Here is a 16,887-nt window from a genome sequence, read left to right on the forward strand (position 1 = left end):
TCGCTAGGGTCGACCCATGAGCACCGACAGCGGCCCCGGCGGCCCTCCGACCCCCAGCTTCGTCGTCCACATCCCCGACGCCGGCCTCGACCCCGAGCCGCTCGATCCGGGGCAGATCGTCGCCGGGAACCCCGAGGTGACCGGCAAGGTGGTGTGGGAGTCCGCGGACGGCCGGCAGATCAGGGGGATCTGGCAGATCACCCCGGGCGTCGTCACCGACACCGAGGCGGACGAGCTGTTCGTGGTGATCAGCGGGTCGGCGACGATCGAGGCCGAGGGCGGTCCCACGCTGACGGTGGGTCCCGGCGACCTCGCCGTGCTGCGCGAGGGCGACCGGACGACCTGGACGGTGCACGAGACGCTGCGGAAGGCCTACGCGATCAACCTGTGACCGCGGGCGGACGCGCCGTCGTCCCCCGGACCTCCAGGACCGGCGGGGCCAGCAGCAGCCGCCCCTGTCCGCCCGGCCCTTCGAGACGGTCGAGCAGACAGCGGGCGGCACGGCGGCCGACCTCGTGGCCGGCGCCGTCGACGGTGGTGAGCCACACATGGCGCAGCCGGGAGATGCCGGTGTTGTCGTAGCCGACCACGGACAGGTCGCGCGGCACCCGCAGGCCCAGCTCCTCGGCCGCCGACAGCACCCCCACCGCCGTCATGTCGTTGACGGCGAAGACCGCCGTGGGCCGGTCGGCGCGGGCCAGCAGCCGCACCGTGGCCCGGTAGCCGCCCTCCTCGGTCATGTCCCCCGCCTCCACCAGCGCCGTACGGTCCGGCCCCGCCGCCCGCACGGCCGCCTCGAAGCCGCGCCGGCGCAGGTCGGCGACGGCGCCGTAGCCCGCCAGGTGGGCGATGCGGCGGTGGCCGAGTCCGACGAGGTGCTCGGTGGCCAGCCGGGCGCCGCGCTCGTCGTCGTTCGCCACCAGGTCCACCCCGGCCGGCACCGGCTCCCGGGCCCCCGCGACCACCACCGGCATCCGGGCGGCGACGGTCTCCAGCGCCGCCGGGTCGGGCAGCGTGCCGACCACGACCAGCCCGTCCGCTCCCAGATCCAGGAAGGGCCCCGCCGGGTCCTGGCCGACGCGCCGGTGCAGCCGGGCGTCGGCCACCAGCATGTGCAGGCCGCTCGCGTGCAGCAGGGAGTTGAGCCCGTCCAGGAGGTCCACGTACCAGGGGTTGCGCAGGTCGTGCAGCAGGACCCCGACCAGGGCGCCGCCCTCCTCCGGGCGCGGCCGGGCGTCCGGCCCGGTGCGCCGCTCGCCGAGGCTGCGCGCGGCCGCGTTGGGCCGGTAGCCCAGCTCGCGCACGGCCCGCAGGACGGCCTCCCGCTTCTCGGCACGCACCTGGTCGGAGCCGCGCAGCACCAGGGAGACGAGCGACTTCGACACCCCGGCCCGGTCGGCGACGTCGCGGATGGTGGGTGGTCTCATGGTTGGACCGTTCCATGTGCGGCACCCGTTGTCAAAGGGCGCCGAAGGCCTTGACACCCTGGGGAAATGCCCCACAGGGTGGGCCTGGTCAGCTGATGGAGCGGTCCAAGGAAGGCTGTGGTGACTGCCATGGTGGACGGGCTGGGAGTGGCCGTCGTCGGGTTCGGCTGGATGGGCCGGGTGCACACCCAGGCGTACGCGCGCGTGCGGCATCACTACCCTCGGCTGGCCCTGCGGCCGGAGCTGGTGGCCGTCGCCGAGGAGGTGCCCGGCCGGGCCGACGAGGCCGCGGAGCAGTTCGGCTTCGCCCGCGCCACACGGGACTGGCGCGAGGTGGCCGCCGACCCGCGCGTGCGGGCCGTCAGCATCACCGCGCCCAACTTCCTGCACCGCGAGATCGGTGTGGCGATGGCCGAGGCCGGCAAGCACATCTGGATCGAGAAGCCGGTGGGTCTCACGCCCCAGGACGCCCGGGCGGTGGCGGACGCGGTCGCCGCGGCGGGCGTGCAGGGCGCGGTCGGCTTCAACTACCGCAACGCGCCCGCCGTGGAAGCCGCCCGCGACCTGATCGCCTCCGGTGACCTCGGCACGGTCACGCACGTCCGCATCCGCCTCTTCAGCGACTACGCGGCCCACCCCGACGGCGCCCTGACCTGGCGGTACGAGCGGGAGCGGGGCGGCAGCGGCGTGCTGGGCGACCTGGCCTCGCACGGCGTCGACCTGGCCCGCTTCCTGCTCGGCGACATCACGTCCCTGACGGCCGACACGGCGGTCTTCGTCCCCGAGCGGGCCCGCCCGACGGGAGCGACGGCGGGTCACAGTCTGGCCGTCGGCGGCGCACTGGGCCCGGTCGAGAACGAGGACTACGTCGACTGCCTGCTGCGCTTCGCCTCCGGCGCCCGCGGCGTGCTGGAGGCCTGCCGGGTCTCGGTCGGCGAGCAGAACAACTACGGCTTCGAGGTGCACGGCACCCGGGGCGCCGTGTTCTGGGACTTCCGGCGGATGAACGAACTCGGCGTCAGCCGCGGCACCACGTACCAGGACCAGCCCGTCAGCACGGTGTACGTCGGCCCGGGCGACGGCGAGTTCGGCGCCTTCCAGCCGGGCGCGGCGAACGCCATGGGCTACGACGACCTCAAGGTGGTGGAGGCCTACCGCTTCCTGCGCTCGGTCGCCGAGGGCACCTCCCACGGGGCGACGCTCGCCGACGCGGTGCACAGCGCGACCGTGCTGGAGGCGATGGCGCGCTCCGCGCAGAGCGGCTCCTGGGTGGACGTGCACCCGTAGGGGTGTCGGCAGGTCCACCCCCGATCCGGTTCCCGGGCCCAGAGACGGCGCGCTCCGGGAACGGCAGTCTTCAGGGGTCGGCGAAACCCGTGCGCGAGCACGCGGCCGCCGACGCCGAACCCGCCACACGGAGAACTCGGGGGATTCCCATGTCCGAAGCCGTCGCCCGCCGTCTGACCGGCCTCGCCGCCGTCGTCGCCGCGCTCGCCCTCATCGTCCAAGTGCCGCTGTACTTCCTCTACTCGGGTCCGCCGCCGGACGCCAACGTACTGTCCCGGCTGCTCGTCGGGATCGTCGCGCTCGCCTCCCTGGTCGTGTTCGTGACGGCGTTCCGGGAGCTGGTCGAGACCGTCAGCCCGGCCCACGGGTGGATCGGCTCGATCGCCTTCGCGGCCGGTCTCGTCCACGCCACGGTCACCCTGGTCTCGATGGGCCTCGAGGCCGGCGCGGTCATCGCCGTCGACCACCCGATCGACCCGACCATCGACGTCAGCGGCACCTACATCCTGTACGGGTCGATCTCCCGTCTCATGCTGGCGCTCTTCCTGACCGCGCTGGGCCACGCCGTCGCCCGCACCCGGCTGCTGCCGCGCTGGACCGGCCGTTCGGCGTACGTCCTGGCCGGGGTCAACCTGGCCTTCGTGCCGTCGCTGTTCTTCGGCAACGACCCCGCGTTCTTCTACGCGGCGAACGGCTGGGGCACGACCGCCCTGACGGGCGCGATCCTCAGCTACTGGCTGCTGGCCCTGGGCGTCTGCGCGTACCGCGGCGCGGCCCGCCCCGCCCCGGCGGCCGGGGCACCCGCCCTGCGGCGCTGAGCGGCCTGCGGAGTCCGTCACCGCTCCGCCCCGCGGCCGTCACCCGGCCTCGGGGCGGGGCGGCATGTTGTAGGGGGTGACCACCTGGATCGCCGACGGCAGCGGCGGCCCGGCCGGGGGCAGCGCGCCGTGCGCCCGCATCACGGTGTGGCAGGCCTCGCGCACGTCCCGGCGCAGGTCGTGGTGGAGGACGGCGGACAGCCGGTGCCCGCGCAGCAGGCGGGTGTTGTCGTGGTCGAGGTCGTGCGCGACGAACACGGCGCACTCCCGGCCGAGGTCGGCGAAGGCGCGCAGGGTGGCGTCGTTGCCGCCGCCGATGGAGTAGACGGCGCGGATGTCCGGGTCGCGTTCCAGCGCGGCCCGCACGAGTTCGTACTGCGTGGCGTCGAGCCCCTGCCCCTCGGCGATCTCGACCAGTGTGCGCTCGGGATGGCGGGCCCGCATGACACTGCGGAAGCCCATCTCGCGCTCCTCCTCGTTGCGGAAGAAGCCGCTGCTCAGGCTCGTGAGCACATTGCCGGGCCGGTCACCGAGCCACTGGCCCGTCAGATAGGCGGCGGTGGCGCCGGCGGCCCGGTCGTCGATGCCGACGTAGGCCAGGCGGGCGCTGGCCGGCAGATCCGTGACCAGGGTGACGACCGGGATCCCGGCGGCGACCAGCCGGCCGACGGCGGCGTTGATCTCGGGGACGTCCGGCGCCTTGAGGACGACCCCCTGCGAGCCGCGCCGCGCTATCCGGTCGAGGGTGGCGACCTGCTCCTGGACCGGACCGGTCTCCCGGAAGTGGAAGCGGGAGCGCAGCACGGCCGGGTGCAGGGACGGCAGCTCGGCCTCCAGCGCGGCCCGGACGGCGGTGCTGAACCGTTCCGGCGCCTGCATCACGATGTCGACCATGAAGGTCCGCCCGACCAGCCTGACCTGGGTGCGCTGCCGGTCCAGATCGGCGATGGCCCGCCGGACCTCCCGCACGGTGGACTCCCGCACCCCTCCCCTGGCGTTGAGCACCCGGTCGACGGTGGCCTCGCTCAGTCCCGCCTGGCGGGCGATCTCTCGGATGGGGAAGGGGTGACCCACGGAACGCTCCCAGGGGATCTGCTTGAGGGGTTTTTGACGGCCGCCTGCTGGTTGTTCGACGGGTTTGTCATGACAAGAATGGCAGCACTGAGCCGCCATTGTCATCGAAGGGACGACGATGTCCTTCACCTCCGTGCGAGGCCACGCCTGGCTGACCGAGCAGGACTGCGACCTCGACACGTTCCGTCCGCTGGTCGAGCGCACCACCGACCTCGCCGACTTCCCGCACGCCTCGGCGGTGCAGGGGAACGTCCTCGTCTACGACAGTGAGCGCCTGCGCGCGCCGGGAACGGACCGCGCGGTCCGCGCCGAGTTGGTGCGGGCCCTGAGCGACGGTCCCGGGGTCGTCGTCTTCCGGGAGGCCTTCCCCGATCCGGCGGTCGTCGACCGGGCCACCGCCGTCTTCGACGCGCTCATCGCCGAGCAGCACGCGTCGGGCGCGACGGCCGGCGACCACTTCGCGAAGCCCGGCGCCAACGACCGCGTCTGGAACGCCCTGGAGAAGGCCGCCCTGCGCGACCCGGAGGCCTTCGCCGACTACTACGCCAACGACATCCTCGCGCTGGTCTCGCGGGCCTGGCTGGGCCCCGCCTACCAGATGACCTCCCAGGTCAACGTGGTCAACCCGGGCGGTCAGGCGCAGAGCGCGCACCGCGACTACCACCTCGGCTTCCTCTCCGACGAGCGGGCCGCCGCCTATCCGGCGCACGTCCACCGGCTCTCCCCCGTGCTCACGCTCCAGGGTGCGGTCGCCCACTGCGACATGCCGGTGGAGTCCGGGCCCACGCTGTACCTGCCCTACTCGCAGACGTACGAGCCCGGCTACCTGGCGTGGCGACGGCCCGAGTTCCAGGAGTACTTCGACCGGCACCGGGTCCAGCTGCCGCTCGCGAAGGGCGACGCCGCGTTCTTCAACCCGGCCGTCTTGCACGCCGCCGGCACCAACCGCACCGGCGACGTACGCCGGACGGCCAACCTGCTTCAGGTGTCCTCGGCCTTCGGGCGCGCGATGGAGACCGTGGACCGGGAGGCGGTGGCGAACGCGGTCTACCCCGTGCTGCTGGAGCGCCGGGCGCAGGGCGTGGGCGAGGAGTGGCTGGAGCGTGTCGTCGCCGCGAGCGCCGAGGGCTACCCCTTCCCCACCAACCTCGACAGCGACCCGCCCCTCGACGGCCTCGCGCCGCCCGCGCAGGCGGACGTCGTGCGGCGGGCGCTGCACGAGGAGTGGACCCCGCAGGCCCTCCGGGACGAGCTGCGGGCCGGCGCCCTGCGGCGCACGAGCTGAAAGGACCTCCCCGCATGGGACTTCTCGACGACAAGGCCGTCCTCGTCAACGGCGGCAGCCAGGGCGTCGGCGCGGCCGTCGCACGGGCCGCGGTCCGCGAGGGCGCCCTGGTCGCCCTGACAGGGCGGCGGCCGGAGCCGGGCGAGGCACTGGTGGCGGAGCTGACCGCCGCGGGCGGCAAGGCGCTCTTCGTCCGTGCCGACCTCTCCGACGCCGGTCGGGCGAAGGCTGCGGTGGCCGGGACGGTGGCCGCGTACGGCCGTGTCGACTGCCTGGTGAACTCGGCGGGGCTGACCTCCCGGGGCACGCTGCTCGACACCACGCCCGAGCTGTTCGACCAGCACATCGCGATCAACCTGAAGGCGCCGTTCTTCGCCATGCAGGCGGCTGTCGCGGACATGCTGGCCCGCGAGGCGTCCGGCACGGTCGTCAACATCATCACCTCGTCGGCGCACGGCGGTCAGCCGTTCCTCGCGCCGTACGTCGCCGCGAAGGCCGGCCTGATCGGCCTGACCCGCAACGCGGCGCACGCCCACCGCTTCGACCGGATCCGCGTCAACGGCCTCAACATCGGCTGGACGGCCACCGAGGGCGAGGACGCGACCCAGAGGGCCTTCCACGGCGCCGGGGACGACTGGCGCGAGCAGGCCGCCGCACGTCTGCCCATGGGCAGGCTGGGCCGGCCGGACGAGATCGCCGACTTCGTGGTGTTCCTGTTGTCCGAGCGGTCGGGCGTGGTCACCGGTTCGGTGATCGACTGGGACCAGAACGTGCTCGGCGGGCTCGACTGACCCTTCCCGGTCCGTCCGGCGTTCGAGGACGGGCCCGAAGGGCGACCGGGGTCCGGGGCGGACCCCGGCAACGCACAGCAACCACACACCAGAAAGCAGCGGAGCACATGCGCATCGGAATCCTCGGCCTCGGCCGCATCGGCGCCTTCCACGCCGAGACCCTCTCCGGACTCGACGCCGTCGGGTCGCTCGTCGTGGCCGACCCGTTCGCGGAGGCCGCCAAGAAGGCCGCCGAGCGGTTCGGCGCCGAGGTCGCGGACTCCCCCGAGGCCGTGCTGGCCGCCGGGGTGGACGGGGTCGTCGTCGCGGCGGCGACGGACGCCCACCCGGGCCTGATCCTGGCCGCCGTCGAGGCGGGCATCCCGGTCTTCTGCGAGAAGCCCGTCGCCCGGACCATGAGCGAGGGCGTCGAGGTCCTCGAGGCCGTCCGGGGCAGTGCCGTCCCCATCCAGATCGGCTACAACCGCCGCTTCGACGCGGGCTTCGCCGCCGCGCGGGCGGCCGTGGCGGCGGGCGAGCTCGGCAAGCTGCACACGGTCCGCTCGACCACGCTCGACCCGGCCCCGCCGCCGGCCGCGTACGTCGCCGGCTCCGGGGGCATCTTCCGGGACTGTTCCGTGCACGACTTCGACATCATCCGCTGGGTCACCGGCCGCGAGGTGACGGAGGTGTACGCGGTCGGCGGCAACCGGGGCGCCGACTACATCAAGGAGGCGGGCGACGCCGACACCACGGGCGCGATCCTCACCCTCGACGACGGCACGATCGCGGTGGTCTCCAACTCCCGTCACAACGCCCGGGGCTACGACGTCCGCATGGAGCTCCACGGCTTCACGGACTCGATCGCCGTCGGCCTGGAGGACAAGCTGCCGCTGCGGTCGGTGGAGCCCGGCGTGACCTTCCCGGCCGGCACCCCGCACGACTTCTTCATGGACCGCTTCGCCGCCGCCTACCGGGCCGAACTCACCGCGTTCACCGAGGTCGTGGCCGGCGCCCGGCCCTCCCCCTGCACGATCGAGGACGCCCTGGAGGCGGGCTGGATCGCGGAGGCGTGCACGCTGTCCCTGCACGAGCACCGGCCGGTGACGATCGCGGAGGTCCGCGCCTCCTGAGCCGGGCGCACCGGACCGGCGCAGCCGCGCGCGAGGGCGGGCGGGGAGTGGTGCTCCCCGCCCGCCCTCGACGGCTCACAAGCCGTAGCGGACCGCGAACTCGTCCGGGTCGTAGGCGTCCCGGTCCGGATCCCTGGGGGTCGCGGGCCGCTCCTCGACCAGGTCCTGCGGGCGCACTCGCTCGGGCAGCGCGCCGAACCGCTCCCGGCGCCGGACCTCCGCGGTGCCGGCCTGCTCCTTCTCCTGCATCCCGCCCTCCCCCTCCACGACGTCACACAGCTGGTACCTGTCGAACGTCCTCACTGCGCCGCTGGTTCCGCCGGCAGGTCGAAGATGTGGTCCGGCGAGATGATCGAGGTGATCGCGTCGCCGAACAGGGTGCTGGGTTCCTCGTTCTTGTAGTTGATGTCGGTGTTGAGGACGACGACGAGGGTCGCCCGTGCCGACGGCAGATAGATGGTCAGGGACTCGTAGCCGGGCAGCGAGCCGTTGTGGCCGATCCAGCCCTGCACGTTGAAGATGCCGAGACCGTAGCCGGCGCCCGGGATGGGGGTCGGCGGTGTGATCAGGCGCTGCTTCTGCGTGGCGGCGCTGACCATCCGCTCGCCGTCGGGCAGCACGCCCGTGGCCACGGTGGGCGCCCACACCCGCAGATCCTCCAGCCGGGAGATCATCGCGCCGGCCGCCCAGCCCCAGGACGGGTTCCAGTCGGCGGAGTCCTCGACCTTCCCGGTCGCGGTCTGGTCGGTGTAGCCCTGGGAGTGCGGGGTCGGGAACTCGTTGCCGGTCGGGAACAGGGTGTGGTCCAGGCCGGCCGGGTCCAGGATGTGCTCCTGGATGTACTCGTCGAGATGCTGACCGCTCATCTGCTCGACGACCAGGCCGAGCAGGATCAGGTTGGTGTTGCAGTAGTAGAACTTCTCTCCCGGCGGGAACAGCACGGGGTGCTTGAACGAGTAGTCGAGCAGCTGCTGCGGGGTGAACGGCCGTTGCGGGTCGGAGGTGAGCGCCTTGAAGAAGTCCTCGTCCGCCGAGTAGTTGAACAGTCCGCTGCGCATGCCGGCCAGCTGACGCAGGGTGATCTTGTCGCCGTTCGGCACGCCGTCGACGTAGTCGCCGATGGTGTCGTCGAGGCCGATCTTCCCCTCGTCGACCAGTTGGAGGACCGCGGTGACGGTGAACGTCTTGGTCTCGCTGCCGATGCGCATGTAGAGCCCGGGGTTCATCGCCCGGCCGGTGCTCTTGTCGGCGACGCCGAAGGACTTCACGTACTCGCCCTTGCCCGGCGTCCAGATGCCGACGGACACGCCGGGGATGCTCGCCTGCTTCATCACCCGCTGCACGGCCGCGTCGACCTGCTGCCGTACGGCCGGGGTGAGTTCGACGACGCCGTCCCCGGACGAGGACGGCGAAGGCGGTGCGGTGCCGGTGGGGAGGGCGGCCGTGGACGGCAGCGCCGTCGCCGCCCCGCCCGCGGCCGGCACCACCAGCGCCCCCACCGCGGCGGCGACGACGATCCCCCTGCGCAGTCGGATACACGGGTGTGTCATGGGCTCGCTCCCGTATGAGGAGGTTTCCGCCGCAGGCCACAGCCGCACCAGGGGGCACGGGCCGCATGCGGCCCATCACCACCACCATACGAGCGCGGGCGCACCGCCGCCTGTCGGCGACGGTGCGACGCGCCCGGTGACCCGGTCCCCCGGGTCAGGCCCCGCAGGAGCGCAGGAACTTCCGGGTGCGGACCGCGATGGGCAGTGGCCGGTCCGGCTCGCACGGGTACATGTCCTGCTCGACGATGGCGAACAGTTCGACGCCGAGCCGCTGCGCCGCGACCAGGACCGGCTCCAGCTCCGGTACGCCGGAGGGAGGTTCGCACATCACCCCGCGCCGCACGGCCGGGCCGAACGGCACGCCGTCCCTGACCACGTCCGCGAGGACCGCCGGGTCGACCTGCTTGAGGTGGAGATAGCCGATGCGTTCGCCGTAGCCCTCGATCAGTTCGACGCTGTCCCCGCCGCAGTAGGCGTAGTGACCGGTGTCCAGGCAGAGGTTGACCAGTTCGCCGTCGGTGGAGTCCAGGAAGCGCTCGACGTGGTCCTCGGTGTCGATGTGCGTGTCGGCGTGCGGATGGACGACGAGGTCCAGGCCGTACGTCTCCTTCACCTCGTGTCCCAGCCGCTCCATGCCCTTGGTGAGATGGGCCCACTGTTCGCCCGTCAGCTCCGGCGGCTCCAGGATCTCGGCCGTCTTGTCGTCCCGCCAGAAGGACGGGATGACCACGAGGTGGCGCGCGCCCATCGCCTGGGTGAGCGCGGCGACACGGCTCACGTGCGCCCAGGTGGACTCCCAGACGGACGGCCCGCGGTGCATGCCGGTGAAGACCGTCCCGGCGGAGACGCGCAGCCCCCGCCGGGCCACCTCGTCGGTGAGCCGGGCCGGGTCGGTCGGCAGATAGCCGTAGGGGCCGAGCTCGATCCAGGAGTAGCCGGCCTCGGCGACCTCGTCCAGGAACCGTTCCCAGGGCACCTGCCGGGGGTCGTCCGGGAACCACACGCCCCAGGAGTCGGGTGCCGAGCCGACCCGGATGCGGTCGAGGGCGTCCACCATGTCAGGGCGTCCTCTCCCCGGGAGGCGCCACGGGCGCGGTGAGGTCCTTCTCCTCGGGGAGTTCTTCGACGTCGACGCCGCGGACCTGGGCCAGTTCGTGTTTGAGGGCGGCGAGTTCGGTGCCGCCGGCCATGTGGTTGGTGAGTTCTTCGAGGCTGACCTGGCTGCGTTCGGCGCTGAGTTCCATGGTGCCCAGGCGCAGGACGCTGAAGTGGTCGCCGACCATGTAGGCGTGGTGGGGGTTGTGGGTGATGAAGATGACGCCGAGGCCGCGGTCGCGGGCGGCGGCGATGTATTTGAGGACCACGCCGGACTGTTTGACGCCGAGGGCGGCGGTGGGTTCGTCCAGGATGAGGACGCGGGCGCCGAAGTGGACGGCGCGGGCGATGGCGACGCACTGGCGCTGGCCGCCGGACAGGGTGCCGATGGGCTGTTCGAGGTCGTCCAGGACGATGCCCATGTTGCGCAGTTCCTCGTCGGCGGTCTTCTTCATCGTCTCGATGTCGAGCCGGCGCACGGGCCAGGGGCCCTTGGTCAGTTCGGAGCCGAGGAAGAAGTTGCGCCACACCGGCATCAGGGGCACGGTCGCCAGGTCCTGGTAGACGGTGGCGATGCCCTTGTCGAGGGCCTCGCGCGGGGTGGAGAAGCGCACGGGGCGGCCGTCGACGAGGAACTCGCCCTCGGTGTGCTGGTGCAGCCCCGAGACGATCTTGATGAGGGTGGACTTGCCGGCGCCGTTGTCGCCCAGGACACAGGTGACCTGGCCGGGCCGCACGACGAGGTCGACGCCGTGCAGGGCACGGATGTTGCCGTAGGACTTGCCCGCGTTGCGCAGTTCGACGAGTGGACTGTCACCGCTGTCGGGGGCGGTGTCCGCGAGGATGGCGCCGTGCGTGCCGGTTCCGTCGGTGGTCATAGGGGTGGTCACCTCCGGGTGGCCGTGCGCTGGACCCACAGATTGATCAGGACGGCGCCCAGGAGCATGACGCCGAGGAAGGCCTTGAACCAGTCGGGGTTCCAGCCGGCGTAGACGATGCCCTGCTGCACCATGCCGAACATGAACGCCCCGAAGACCGGGCCGATCGCGCTGCCGGCGCCGCCGGTCAGCAGACAGCCGCCGATGACGGCCGCGGAGATGTAGATCAGCTCCTGGCCCACGCCCTCGCCGGACTGCACCGTGTTGAACGTGAACAGCTGGTGCATCCCGACGAACCAGGCCCCGAAACCGACCAGCATGAACAGCGAGATCTTGGTGAACGTCACCGGCACACCGACCGCCCGCGCGGACTCCTTGTTGCCGCCCACCGCGAAGATCCAGTTGCCGTACCGGGTCCGCAGCAGCACCCAGGTCGCGATCGCCGCGAAGACCAGCCAGTACACAATGGTGATCTTCACCTGCACGCCGCCGACGTCGAACGACGACGCGAAGATCTTCTTCGCCTGGCCGAAACCGTCCATGTCGCTGATGTCGTCGGTGGCCACATTGGTGGTGACCAGCTTCGTCACCGCCAGGTTCACGCCCTGCAGGATCAGGAACGTGCCCAAAGTGATCAGGAAACTCGGCAGCCCGGTCCTCACCACCATCCAGCCGTTGAGGAACCCGATCCCCAGCGACACCGCCAGCGCCACCACCACACCGACCCACACGTTCATGGTCAGCTGATAGCTGAGCATGGACGCGGTCAGCGCCGACGTGATCACGGCGACACCGGCGGACAGGTCGAACTCGCCGCCGATCATGAGCAGGGCCACCGGCAGCGCCATGATCCCGATCGTCGACGACTGGTACAGGATGTTCGCCATCGCGCTGCCGTCACGCACCGGCGGCGCCGTGATCAGGAAGAACACGTACACCGCGACCGCGCCGAGGAAGACACCCACCTCGGGACGGGCCAGCAGGCGCACAGCCACGGGACGTTGCTTGGTCCGGCCGTCGCTCTCCTTGCGGCCGGGGGCCGGCGGTGTGCTCACCGCCGGCTCGGCAGGATGGGTCATGCTCATCACCGGGTGCCCTTCGCGGCGAACGAGGCGACCGCTTCGACGTTGGTCTTGTCCACGAAGGCCGGACCGGTCAGCACCGGCTGCTCGCCGCCGCCCATGTAGTTGCCGTTGTTCTTGTAGAGCCACAGCGAGTCGATCGCCAGGTAGCCCTGGAGGTAGGGCTGCTGGTCGACGGCGAACTCGATCGTGCCCTTGTCGATGGCGCTCGTCAGGTCCTTGTTGAGGTCGAAGGTGGCGATCTTGGCCTTGCTGCCCGCGTCGGCCTTCGACTGCACCGCCGTCAGCGCGAACGGGGCGCCGAGGGTGACCACGTAGTCGATGGCCTTGTCCTGGCTCAGCTTGGCGGTGATCGTCGACTTCACGGACGGCATGTCGGTGCCGTTGACGTACAGGGTCTCCGTCGTCCCCGAGAACGTCTTCTTCACACCGGCGCAGCGCTGGGTGAGGCCGATGTTGCCCTGTTCCTGGATGACACAGACGGCCTTCTTGGCGCCCTCGGAGTTGAGCCGGTTGCCGAGCGCCTCGCCGGCCACGGTCTCGTCCTGGCCGAAGAACTCCATCAGGCCGAGGTTCTTCCACTCGCTGACACCGGAGTTGAGACCGACCACGGGTATCTTCGCGGTCTTCGCCTTGGCGATGACGTCCTTCAGCGCGTCGGGCTTGGCGAGGGTGACCGCGATCCCGTCGACCTTCTGGTCGATCGCGTTCTGGATCAGGTTGGCCTGGTTCCCGGCGTTGGGGTCGGCGGAGTAGACCAGTTTGACGTTGTCCTTGGCCGCGGCGGCCTCGGCGCCCTTGCGCACGATGTCCCAGAAGGTGTCGCCGGGCGACTGGTGGGTGACCAGGGCGACCGTCATCTGCGGGGTGCTCGCCTTGCCCGCGGAAGCGCCGTCCGCGCTCTCTTCGGACTTCTTGCCGCCGGAGCTGCTGGAGCAGCCTGCGAGGGTCAGGGCCACCACCGCGGCCATGGCCACGACGGGGGCGATTCTGCTCGAGCGGGAGGGAGAAGAGCTGTCCATCTTTCCTGCACCTCACTGTGCGACGGAGAAAACGACGGGAAAAGGGAAGGCGATCGCGAGGATCCGGGGCCCGTTTCTCCTCAGATTGGGGCCATGGGGCCGGGTCCGCGACTGTTCAGGTGTCTCGGACCCGGCCTGCGCTGCTGATGCCGGATCCAATCCCTTGGCGAGCTCACTGTCAATACTTTGTTAAGACATCATTTCACAAGCAGGTCCGAATGTAAGTACAAACTCTTGACAGTGCGGGCCCCCTGGACCTACACCTGGGAGACGCCAGGCTCCGATCACCGTGAGGAGCGTCGCACATGGCCGAGTGGGCCCAGCCGCGGGACGTGATCACGATGGTCGTACCGGGATCGATCTCTACCCCTTGCGACCGGACGTACCCCTCACCCGCACGGAGACGTTCGCACATGCCCGTGTCCCCCTCGTCCGGAGGGAGTTGACCCCGCGATCCGGCTGATCCGGCCCGCCCGCCCCCCAGCCGCCGCCCGGCCCGATCGCAGCACCCGGCCCCACCGGCCCCACGACCCCACCGACCCGAGGAGGTGCCCCGATGGCGAGGACCGGCGACCGATCCCGTGCCGTGCCCGGCTCCGCGCTCGACCTGCTGCACTTCGCCCTGGACCGCACCAGCCCCGTGCCGCTCTACTACCAGCTCGCCCAGCAGTTGGAGGCGGCGATCGAGCAGGGGGCGCTCGCCCCGGGCAACCTGCTCGGCAACGAGATCGACCTGTCGACCCGTCTCGGCCTGTCCCGCCCGACGGTCCGCCAGGCCATCCAGTCCCTGGTCGACAAGGGGCTCCTGGTGCGACGGCGGGGCGTGGGCACCCAGGTCGTGCACAGCCAGGTGAAACGGCCGCTGGAGCTGAGCAGCCTCTACGACGACCTGGAGGCGGCCGGGCAGGGACCCACCACCCATGTCGTACGCAACGAGCACGTGCCGGCGACCGCCGACGTGGCCGCCGCGCTCGGCGTCCCGGAGGGCAGCGAGGTCACCCTTCTGGAGCGGCTGCGCGCCACGCACGGACAGCCGGTGGCGTTCCTGTGCAACCATCTGCCCCCGGCCCTCCTGGACCTCGAGACGGAACGCCTGGAGTCGACCGGCCTGTACCGGCTGATGCGTGCGGCGGGCATCACCCTGCACAGCGCCCGCCAGACCATCGGCGCCCGCTCGGCCACCGCCGAGGAGGCCGGCCTGCTCTCCGAGAAGGAGGGGGCGGCCCTGCTGACCATGCAGCGCACGGCGTACGACGACACCGGCCGGCCGGTCGAGTACGGGACGCACATCTACCGTGCGTCCCGGTACGCGTTCGACTTCCAGCTGCTGGTCAGACCCTGAGACCGGCGCTCAGGCCCTGAGCGCCGGGGACTTGCGGGAACCTACCTCGGGGCCATCCGCAGCGCGCCGTCCATGCGGATCGTCTCGCCGTTGAGGTAGTCGTGGTCGACGATCGCCAGGGCCAGCCGGGCGTACTCCTCGGGCCGGGCCAGGCGGCGCGGGAAGGGCACGCCCTCGGCGAGCCCGGCGCGGAACTCCTCCGACACGGTCGCCAGCATCGGCGTCTCCACGATGCCCGGGGCGATGGTGCACACCCGGATCCCGTACTGCGCGAGGTCGCGGGCGGCGGGCAGGGTCAGGCCGACGACACCGCCCTTGGAGGACGCGTAGGCGGCCTGGCCGATCTGCCCGTCGTACGCGGCGATCGAGGCGGTGTTGACGATGACGCCCCGCTGGCCGTTCTCGTCGGCCTCGGTCGCGGCGATGGCCTCCGAGGCGAGCGCGAGCACGTTGAAGGTGCCGATCAGGTTGATCTGGATCACCTTGGCGTACAGGCCGAGGTCGTGGACGCCCCTCTTGCCGAGGATCCGCGCGGACGGGCCGATGCCGGCGCAGTTGACGACCGTGCGCAGCGGGACACCGGAGCCCGCGGCGGTGGCGACGGCGGCGCCGACCTGCTCGGGATCGGTGACGTCGGCGGCAACGTAGGTCACGCCGGGCACCTCGGGCGCCTTGTCGATGCCGTCCTTGAGGTCGAGGGCGAAGACCCGGGCGCCGCCCTCGGCGAGGGCCTTCGCGGTGGCCGCGCCGAGGCCGGACGCACCGCCGGTGACAAGGGCGGCGGTGTTCTCGAGCTGCATCATCACTCCTTGCCGAGGACGGTGAGCACACCGCCCTCGTCACGGTCCAGCGCACGCGAGATGATCATGCGCTGGATCTGGTTGGTTCCTTCGAAGATCTGCATGACCTTGGCCTCGCGCATGAAGCGCTCCACGGGGAAGTCGCGGGTGTACCCGTACCCCCCGAGGACCTGCACGGCGTCCGTGGTCACCTTCATGGCGTTGTCCGTGGCCACGAGTTTGGCGATCGAGGCCTCCCGTGTGAAGGGCAGGCCGAGATCCTTCAACCGGGCGGCGGACAGTGCGGTGGCCCGTGCCGACTCGATCGCGGCCCCCATGTCGGCGAGCACGAACGCCAGCCCCTGGTGCTCGATGATCGGCTTGCCGAAGGTCTCCCGCTCCCGCGCGTAGCGCACCGCGTGGTCGAGGGCACCCTGGGCAAGGCCGGTGGCCACGGCCGAGATGCCCAGCCGGCCGCAGTCGAGCGAGGCGAGCGCGATCTTCAGCCCCTGCCCCTCCTGCCCGATCCGGCGCTCGACGGGCACCCGGACGTCCTCCAGCCGCATGGTCGCGGTCGCCGAGCCCGTCAGGCCCATCTTCCGCTCCGGCGGGTCGGCGCTGAGCCCCGGGGTGCCGGCCGGGACCAGGAAGCAGGAGATGCCGTGCGCGCGGTCGTCGGAGGTGCGGGCCATGACCGTGTAGAAGTCGGCGTAACCGCCGTGCGTGGTCCAGGCCTTGGTGCCGTTGAGGACATAGTGGTCGCCGTCGCGGACCGCGCGGGTGAGCATGGCCGCCGGGTCGGAGCCGGCGTGCGGCTCGGACAGACAGTACGCGCCGAGCAGCTCGCCGCCCAGCATGTCCGGCAGCCACCTGCGCCGCTGCTCCCCGGTGCCGAAGCGGGCCAGCGGGAAGCAGGACAGGGCGTGCACGGAGATGCCCACGGCGACGCTGGACCAGACCGCGGCGACCTCCTCCAGCACCTGGAGGTAGACCCCGTAGGGCTGGTCCGCCCCACCGTCCTCCTCGGCGAAGGGCAACCCGAGCAGCCCGCTGCGTCCGAGGGTACGGAAGACGTCCCGGGGGAACGCCCCGTCCGCCTCCGCGTCGGCGACCCGGGGTGCGAGTTCCTTGGCGGCGAGGGTGCGCGTGAGCTGGATGAGCTCGACGGCTTCCTCGGTCGGCAGGGCACGGGTGGCAGGCATGGTGACCTCCACGTAGGAGTACCGGTGAGTACTGGAAGTGATACTGGAGTGCGTACGAACGTATCATTCACAGTACGGCACCGGGACGCCGCGTGGCATCCGGCCACGGTCGGAAAGTGTCCGCGCCGGACGGAGGCGGCCGC

The 16,887-nt window shown here is 71.6% G+C and carries 17 protein-coding genes; 7 read left to right on the plus strand and 10 right to left on the minus strand.

Annotation, left to right across the window (positions count from 1 at the left end):
* The first annotated feature begins 16 nt into the window (after window positions 1-16).
* On the plus strand, window positions 17-391 hold the full coding sequence (locus tag J2X68_RS34640; RefSeq protein ID WP_310436572.1) for a cupin domain-containing protein: 375 nt from the start codon (window positions 17-19) through the stop codon (window positions 389-391).
* Here the strand turns inward: J2X68_RS34640 and J2X68_RS34645 are convergent.
* Window positions 381-1,427 (minus strand): LacI family DNA-binding transcriptional regulator, encoded by a 1,047-nt coding sequence (locus tag J2X68_RS34645; RefSeq protein ID WP_310436573.1) that lies wholly within the window; start codon window positions 1,425-1,427, stop codon window positions 381-383. The two genes, J2X68_RS34640 and J2X68_RS34645, sit on opposite strands and share 11 nt — an antisense overlap.
* 129 nt (window positions 1,428-1,556) lie before the next feature.
* On the opposite strand from J2X68_RS34645, the gene J2X68_RS34650 reads away from it, so the two are divergent.
* Both J2X68_RS34650 and J2X68_RS34655 read left to right on the plus strand, forming a co-directional pair.
* The gene (locus J2X68_RS34650) at window positions 1,557-2,714 is read left to right on the plus strand and encodes a Gfo/Idh/MocA family oxidoreductase (RefSeq protein ID WP_310436626.1); all 1,158 of its coding nucleotides are present in this window, start codon (window positions 1,557-1,559) and stop codon (window positions 2,712-2,714) included.
* 149 nt (window positions 2,715-2,863) lie between these two features.
* A complete protein-coding gene (locus J2X68_RS34655) occupies window positions 2,864-3,532 on the plus strand; it encodes a hypothetical protein (protein ID WP_310436574.1) in 669 nt (222 codons plus the stop codon).
* A gap of 39 nt (window positions 3,533-3,571) precedes the next feature.
* Here the strand turns inward: J2X68_RS34655 and J2X68_RS34660 are convergent, their stop codons facing one another.
* Window positions 3,572-4,606: a LacI family DNA-binding transcriptional regulator gene (locus tag J2X68_RS34660; RefSeq protein ID WP_310436575.1), complete on the minus strand. Its 1,035-nt coding sequence runs from the start codon at window positions 4,604-4,606 to the stop codon at window positions 3,572-3,574.
* Window positions 4,607-4,724: 118 nt separating this feature from the next.
* Between J2X68_RS34660 and J2X68_RS34665 the strand changes: the two genes are divergently transcribed.
* The 3 genes from J2X68_RS34665 (at window position 4,725) to J2X68_RS34675 (ending at window position 7,794) form a co-directional block, all read left to right on the plus strand.
* The gene (locus J2X68_RS34665) at window positions 4,725-5,891 is read left to right on the plus strand and encodes a phytanoyl-CoA dioxygenase family protein (RefSeq protein ID WP_310436576.1); all 1,167 of its coding nucleotides are present in this window, start codon (window positions 4,725-4,727) and stop codon (window positions 5,889-5,891) included.
* Between the two features lie 14 nt (window positions 5,892-5,905).
* Window positions 5,906-6,682 (plus strand): SDR family oxidoreductase, encoded by a 777-nt coding sequence (locus tag J2X68_RS34670; RefSeq protein WP_310436577.1) that lies wholly within the window; start codon window positions 5,906-5,908, stop codon window positions 6,680-6,682.
* A 107-nt stretch (window positions 6,683-6,789) separates the two neighbouring features.
* A complete protein-coding gene (locus tag J2X68_RS34675; protein WP_310436578.1) occupies window positions 6,790-7,794 on the plus strand; it encodes a Gfo/Idh/MocA family oxidoreductase in 1,005 nt (334 codons plus the stop codon).
* A 75-nt stretch (window positions 7,795-7,869) separates the two neighbouring features.
* On the opposite strand, the gene J2X68_RS34680 is transcribed toward J2X68_RS34675, so the two are convergent.
* The 6 genes from J2X68_RS34680 to J2X68_RS34705 form a co-directional block, all read right to left on the minus strand.
* On the minus strand, window positions 7,870-8,043 hold the full coding sequence (locus tag J2X68_RS34680; protein WP_310436579.1) for a hypothetical protein: 174 nt from the start codon (window positions 8,041-8,043) through the stop codon (window positions 7,870-7,872).
* A 50-nt stretch (window positions 8,044-8,093) separates the two neighbouring features.
* On the minus strand, window positions 8,094-9,344 hold the full coding sequence (locus tag J2X68_RS34685) for a serine hydrolase domain-containing protein (RefSeq protein ID WP_310436580.1): 1,251 nt from the start codon (window positions 9,342-9,344) through the stop codon (window positions 8,094-8,096).
* Between the two features lie 154 nt (window positions 9,345-9,498).
* Window positions 9,499-10,401 carry a sugar phosphate isomerase/epimerase gene (locus tag J2X68_RS34690; RefSeq protein WP_310436581.1) on the minus strand — a complete coding sequence of 301 codons (903 nt, stop codon included), beginning with the start codon at window positions 10,399-10,401 and terminating at the stop codon, window positions 9,499-9,501.
* 1 nt (window position 10,402) lies between these two features.
* The gene (locus tag J2X68_RS34695; RefSeq protein WP_310436582.1) at window positions 10,403-11,317 is read right to left on the minus strand and encodes an ATP-binding cassette domain-containing protein; all 915 of its coding nucleotides are present in this window, start codon (window positions 11,315-11,317) and stop codon (window positions 10,403-10,405) included.
* An 8-nt stretch (window positions 11,318-11,325) separates the two neighbouring features.
* Entirely contained in the window at window positions 11,326-12,402 is a 1,077-nt protein-coding gene (locus J2X68_RS34700) for an ABC transporter permease (RefSeq protein WP_310436583.1), read from the minus strand.
* On the minus strand, window positions 12,402-13,421 hold the full coding sequence (locus tag J2X68_RS34705; RefSeq protein WP_310436584.1) for a sugar ABC transporter substrate-binding protein: 1,020 nt from the start codon (window positions 13,419-13,421) through the stop codon (window positions 12,402-12,404). Before J2X68_RS34705 ends, J2X68_RS34700 begins: the two co-directional genes overlap by 1 nt.
* 556 nt (window positions 13,422-13,977) lie before the next feature.
* Here J2X68_RS34705 and J2X68_RS34710 point away from each other — a divergent pair.
* Window positions 13,978-14,763, plus strand: coding sequence for a GntR family transcriptional regulator (locus J2X68_RS34710; RefSeq protein WP_310436585.1), 786 nt, complete (start codon window positions 13,978-13,980; stop codon window positions 14,761-14,763).
* Between the two features lie 41 nt (window positions 14,764-14,804).
* On the opposite strand, the gene J2X68_RS34715 is transcribed toward J2X68_RS34710, so the two are convergent.
* Both J2X68_RS34715 and J2X68_RS34720 read right to left on the minus strand, forming a co-directional pair.
* Window positions 14,805-15,563, minus strand: coding sequence for an SDR family NAD(P)-dependent oxidoreductase (locus J2X68_RS34715; protein WP_310436627.1), 759 nt, complete (start codon window positions 15,561-15,563; stop codon window positions 14,805-14,807).
* A gap of 2 nt (window positions 15,564-15,565) precedes the next feature.
* On the minus strand, window positions 15,566-16,744 hold the full coding sequence (locus J2X68_RS34720; RefSeq protein ID WP_310436586.1) for an acyl-CoA dehydrogenase family protein: 1,179 nt from the start codon (window positions 16,742-16,744) through the stop codon (window positions 15,566-15,568).
* Window positions 16,745-16,887: the final 143 nt, after the last annotated feature.

Origin of the sequence: Streptomyces sp. 3330, assembly GCF_031456635.1 — a bacterium.
In the GTDB taxonomy this organism is placed as follows: Bacteria; Actinomycetota; Actinomycetes; order Streptomycetales; family Streptomycetaceae; genus Streptomyces.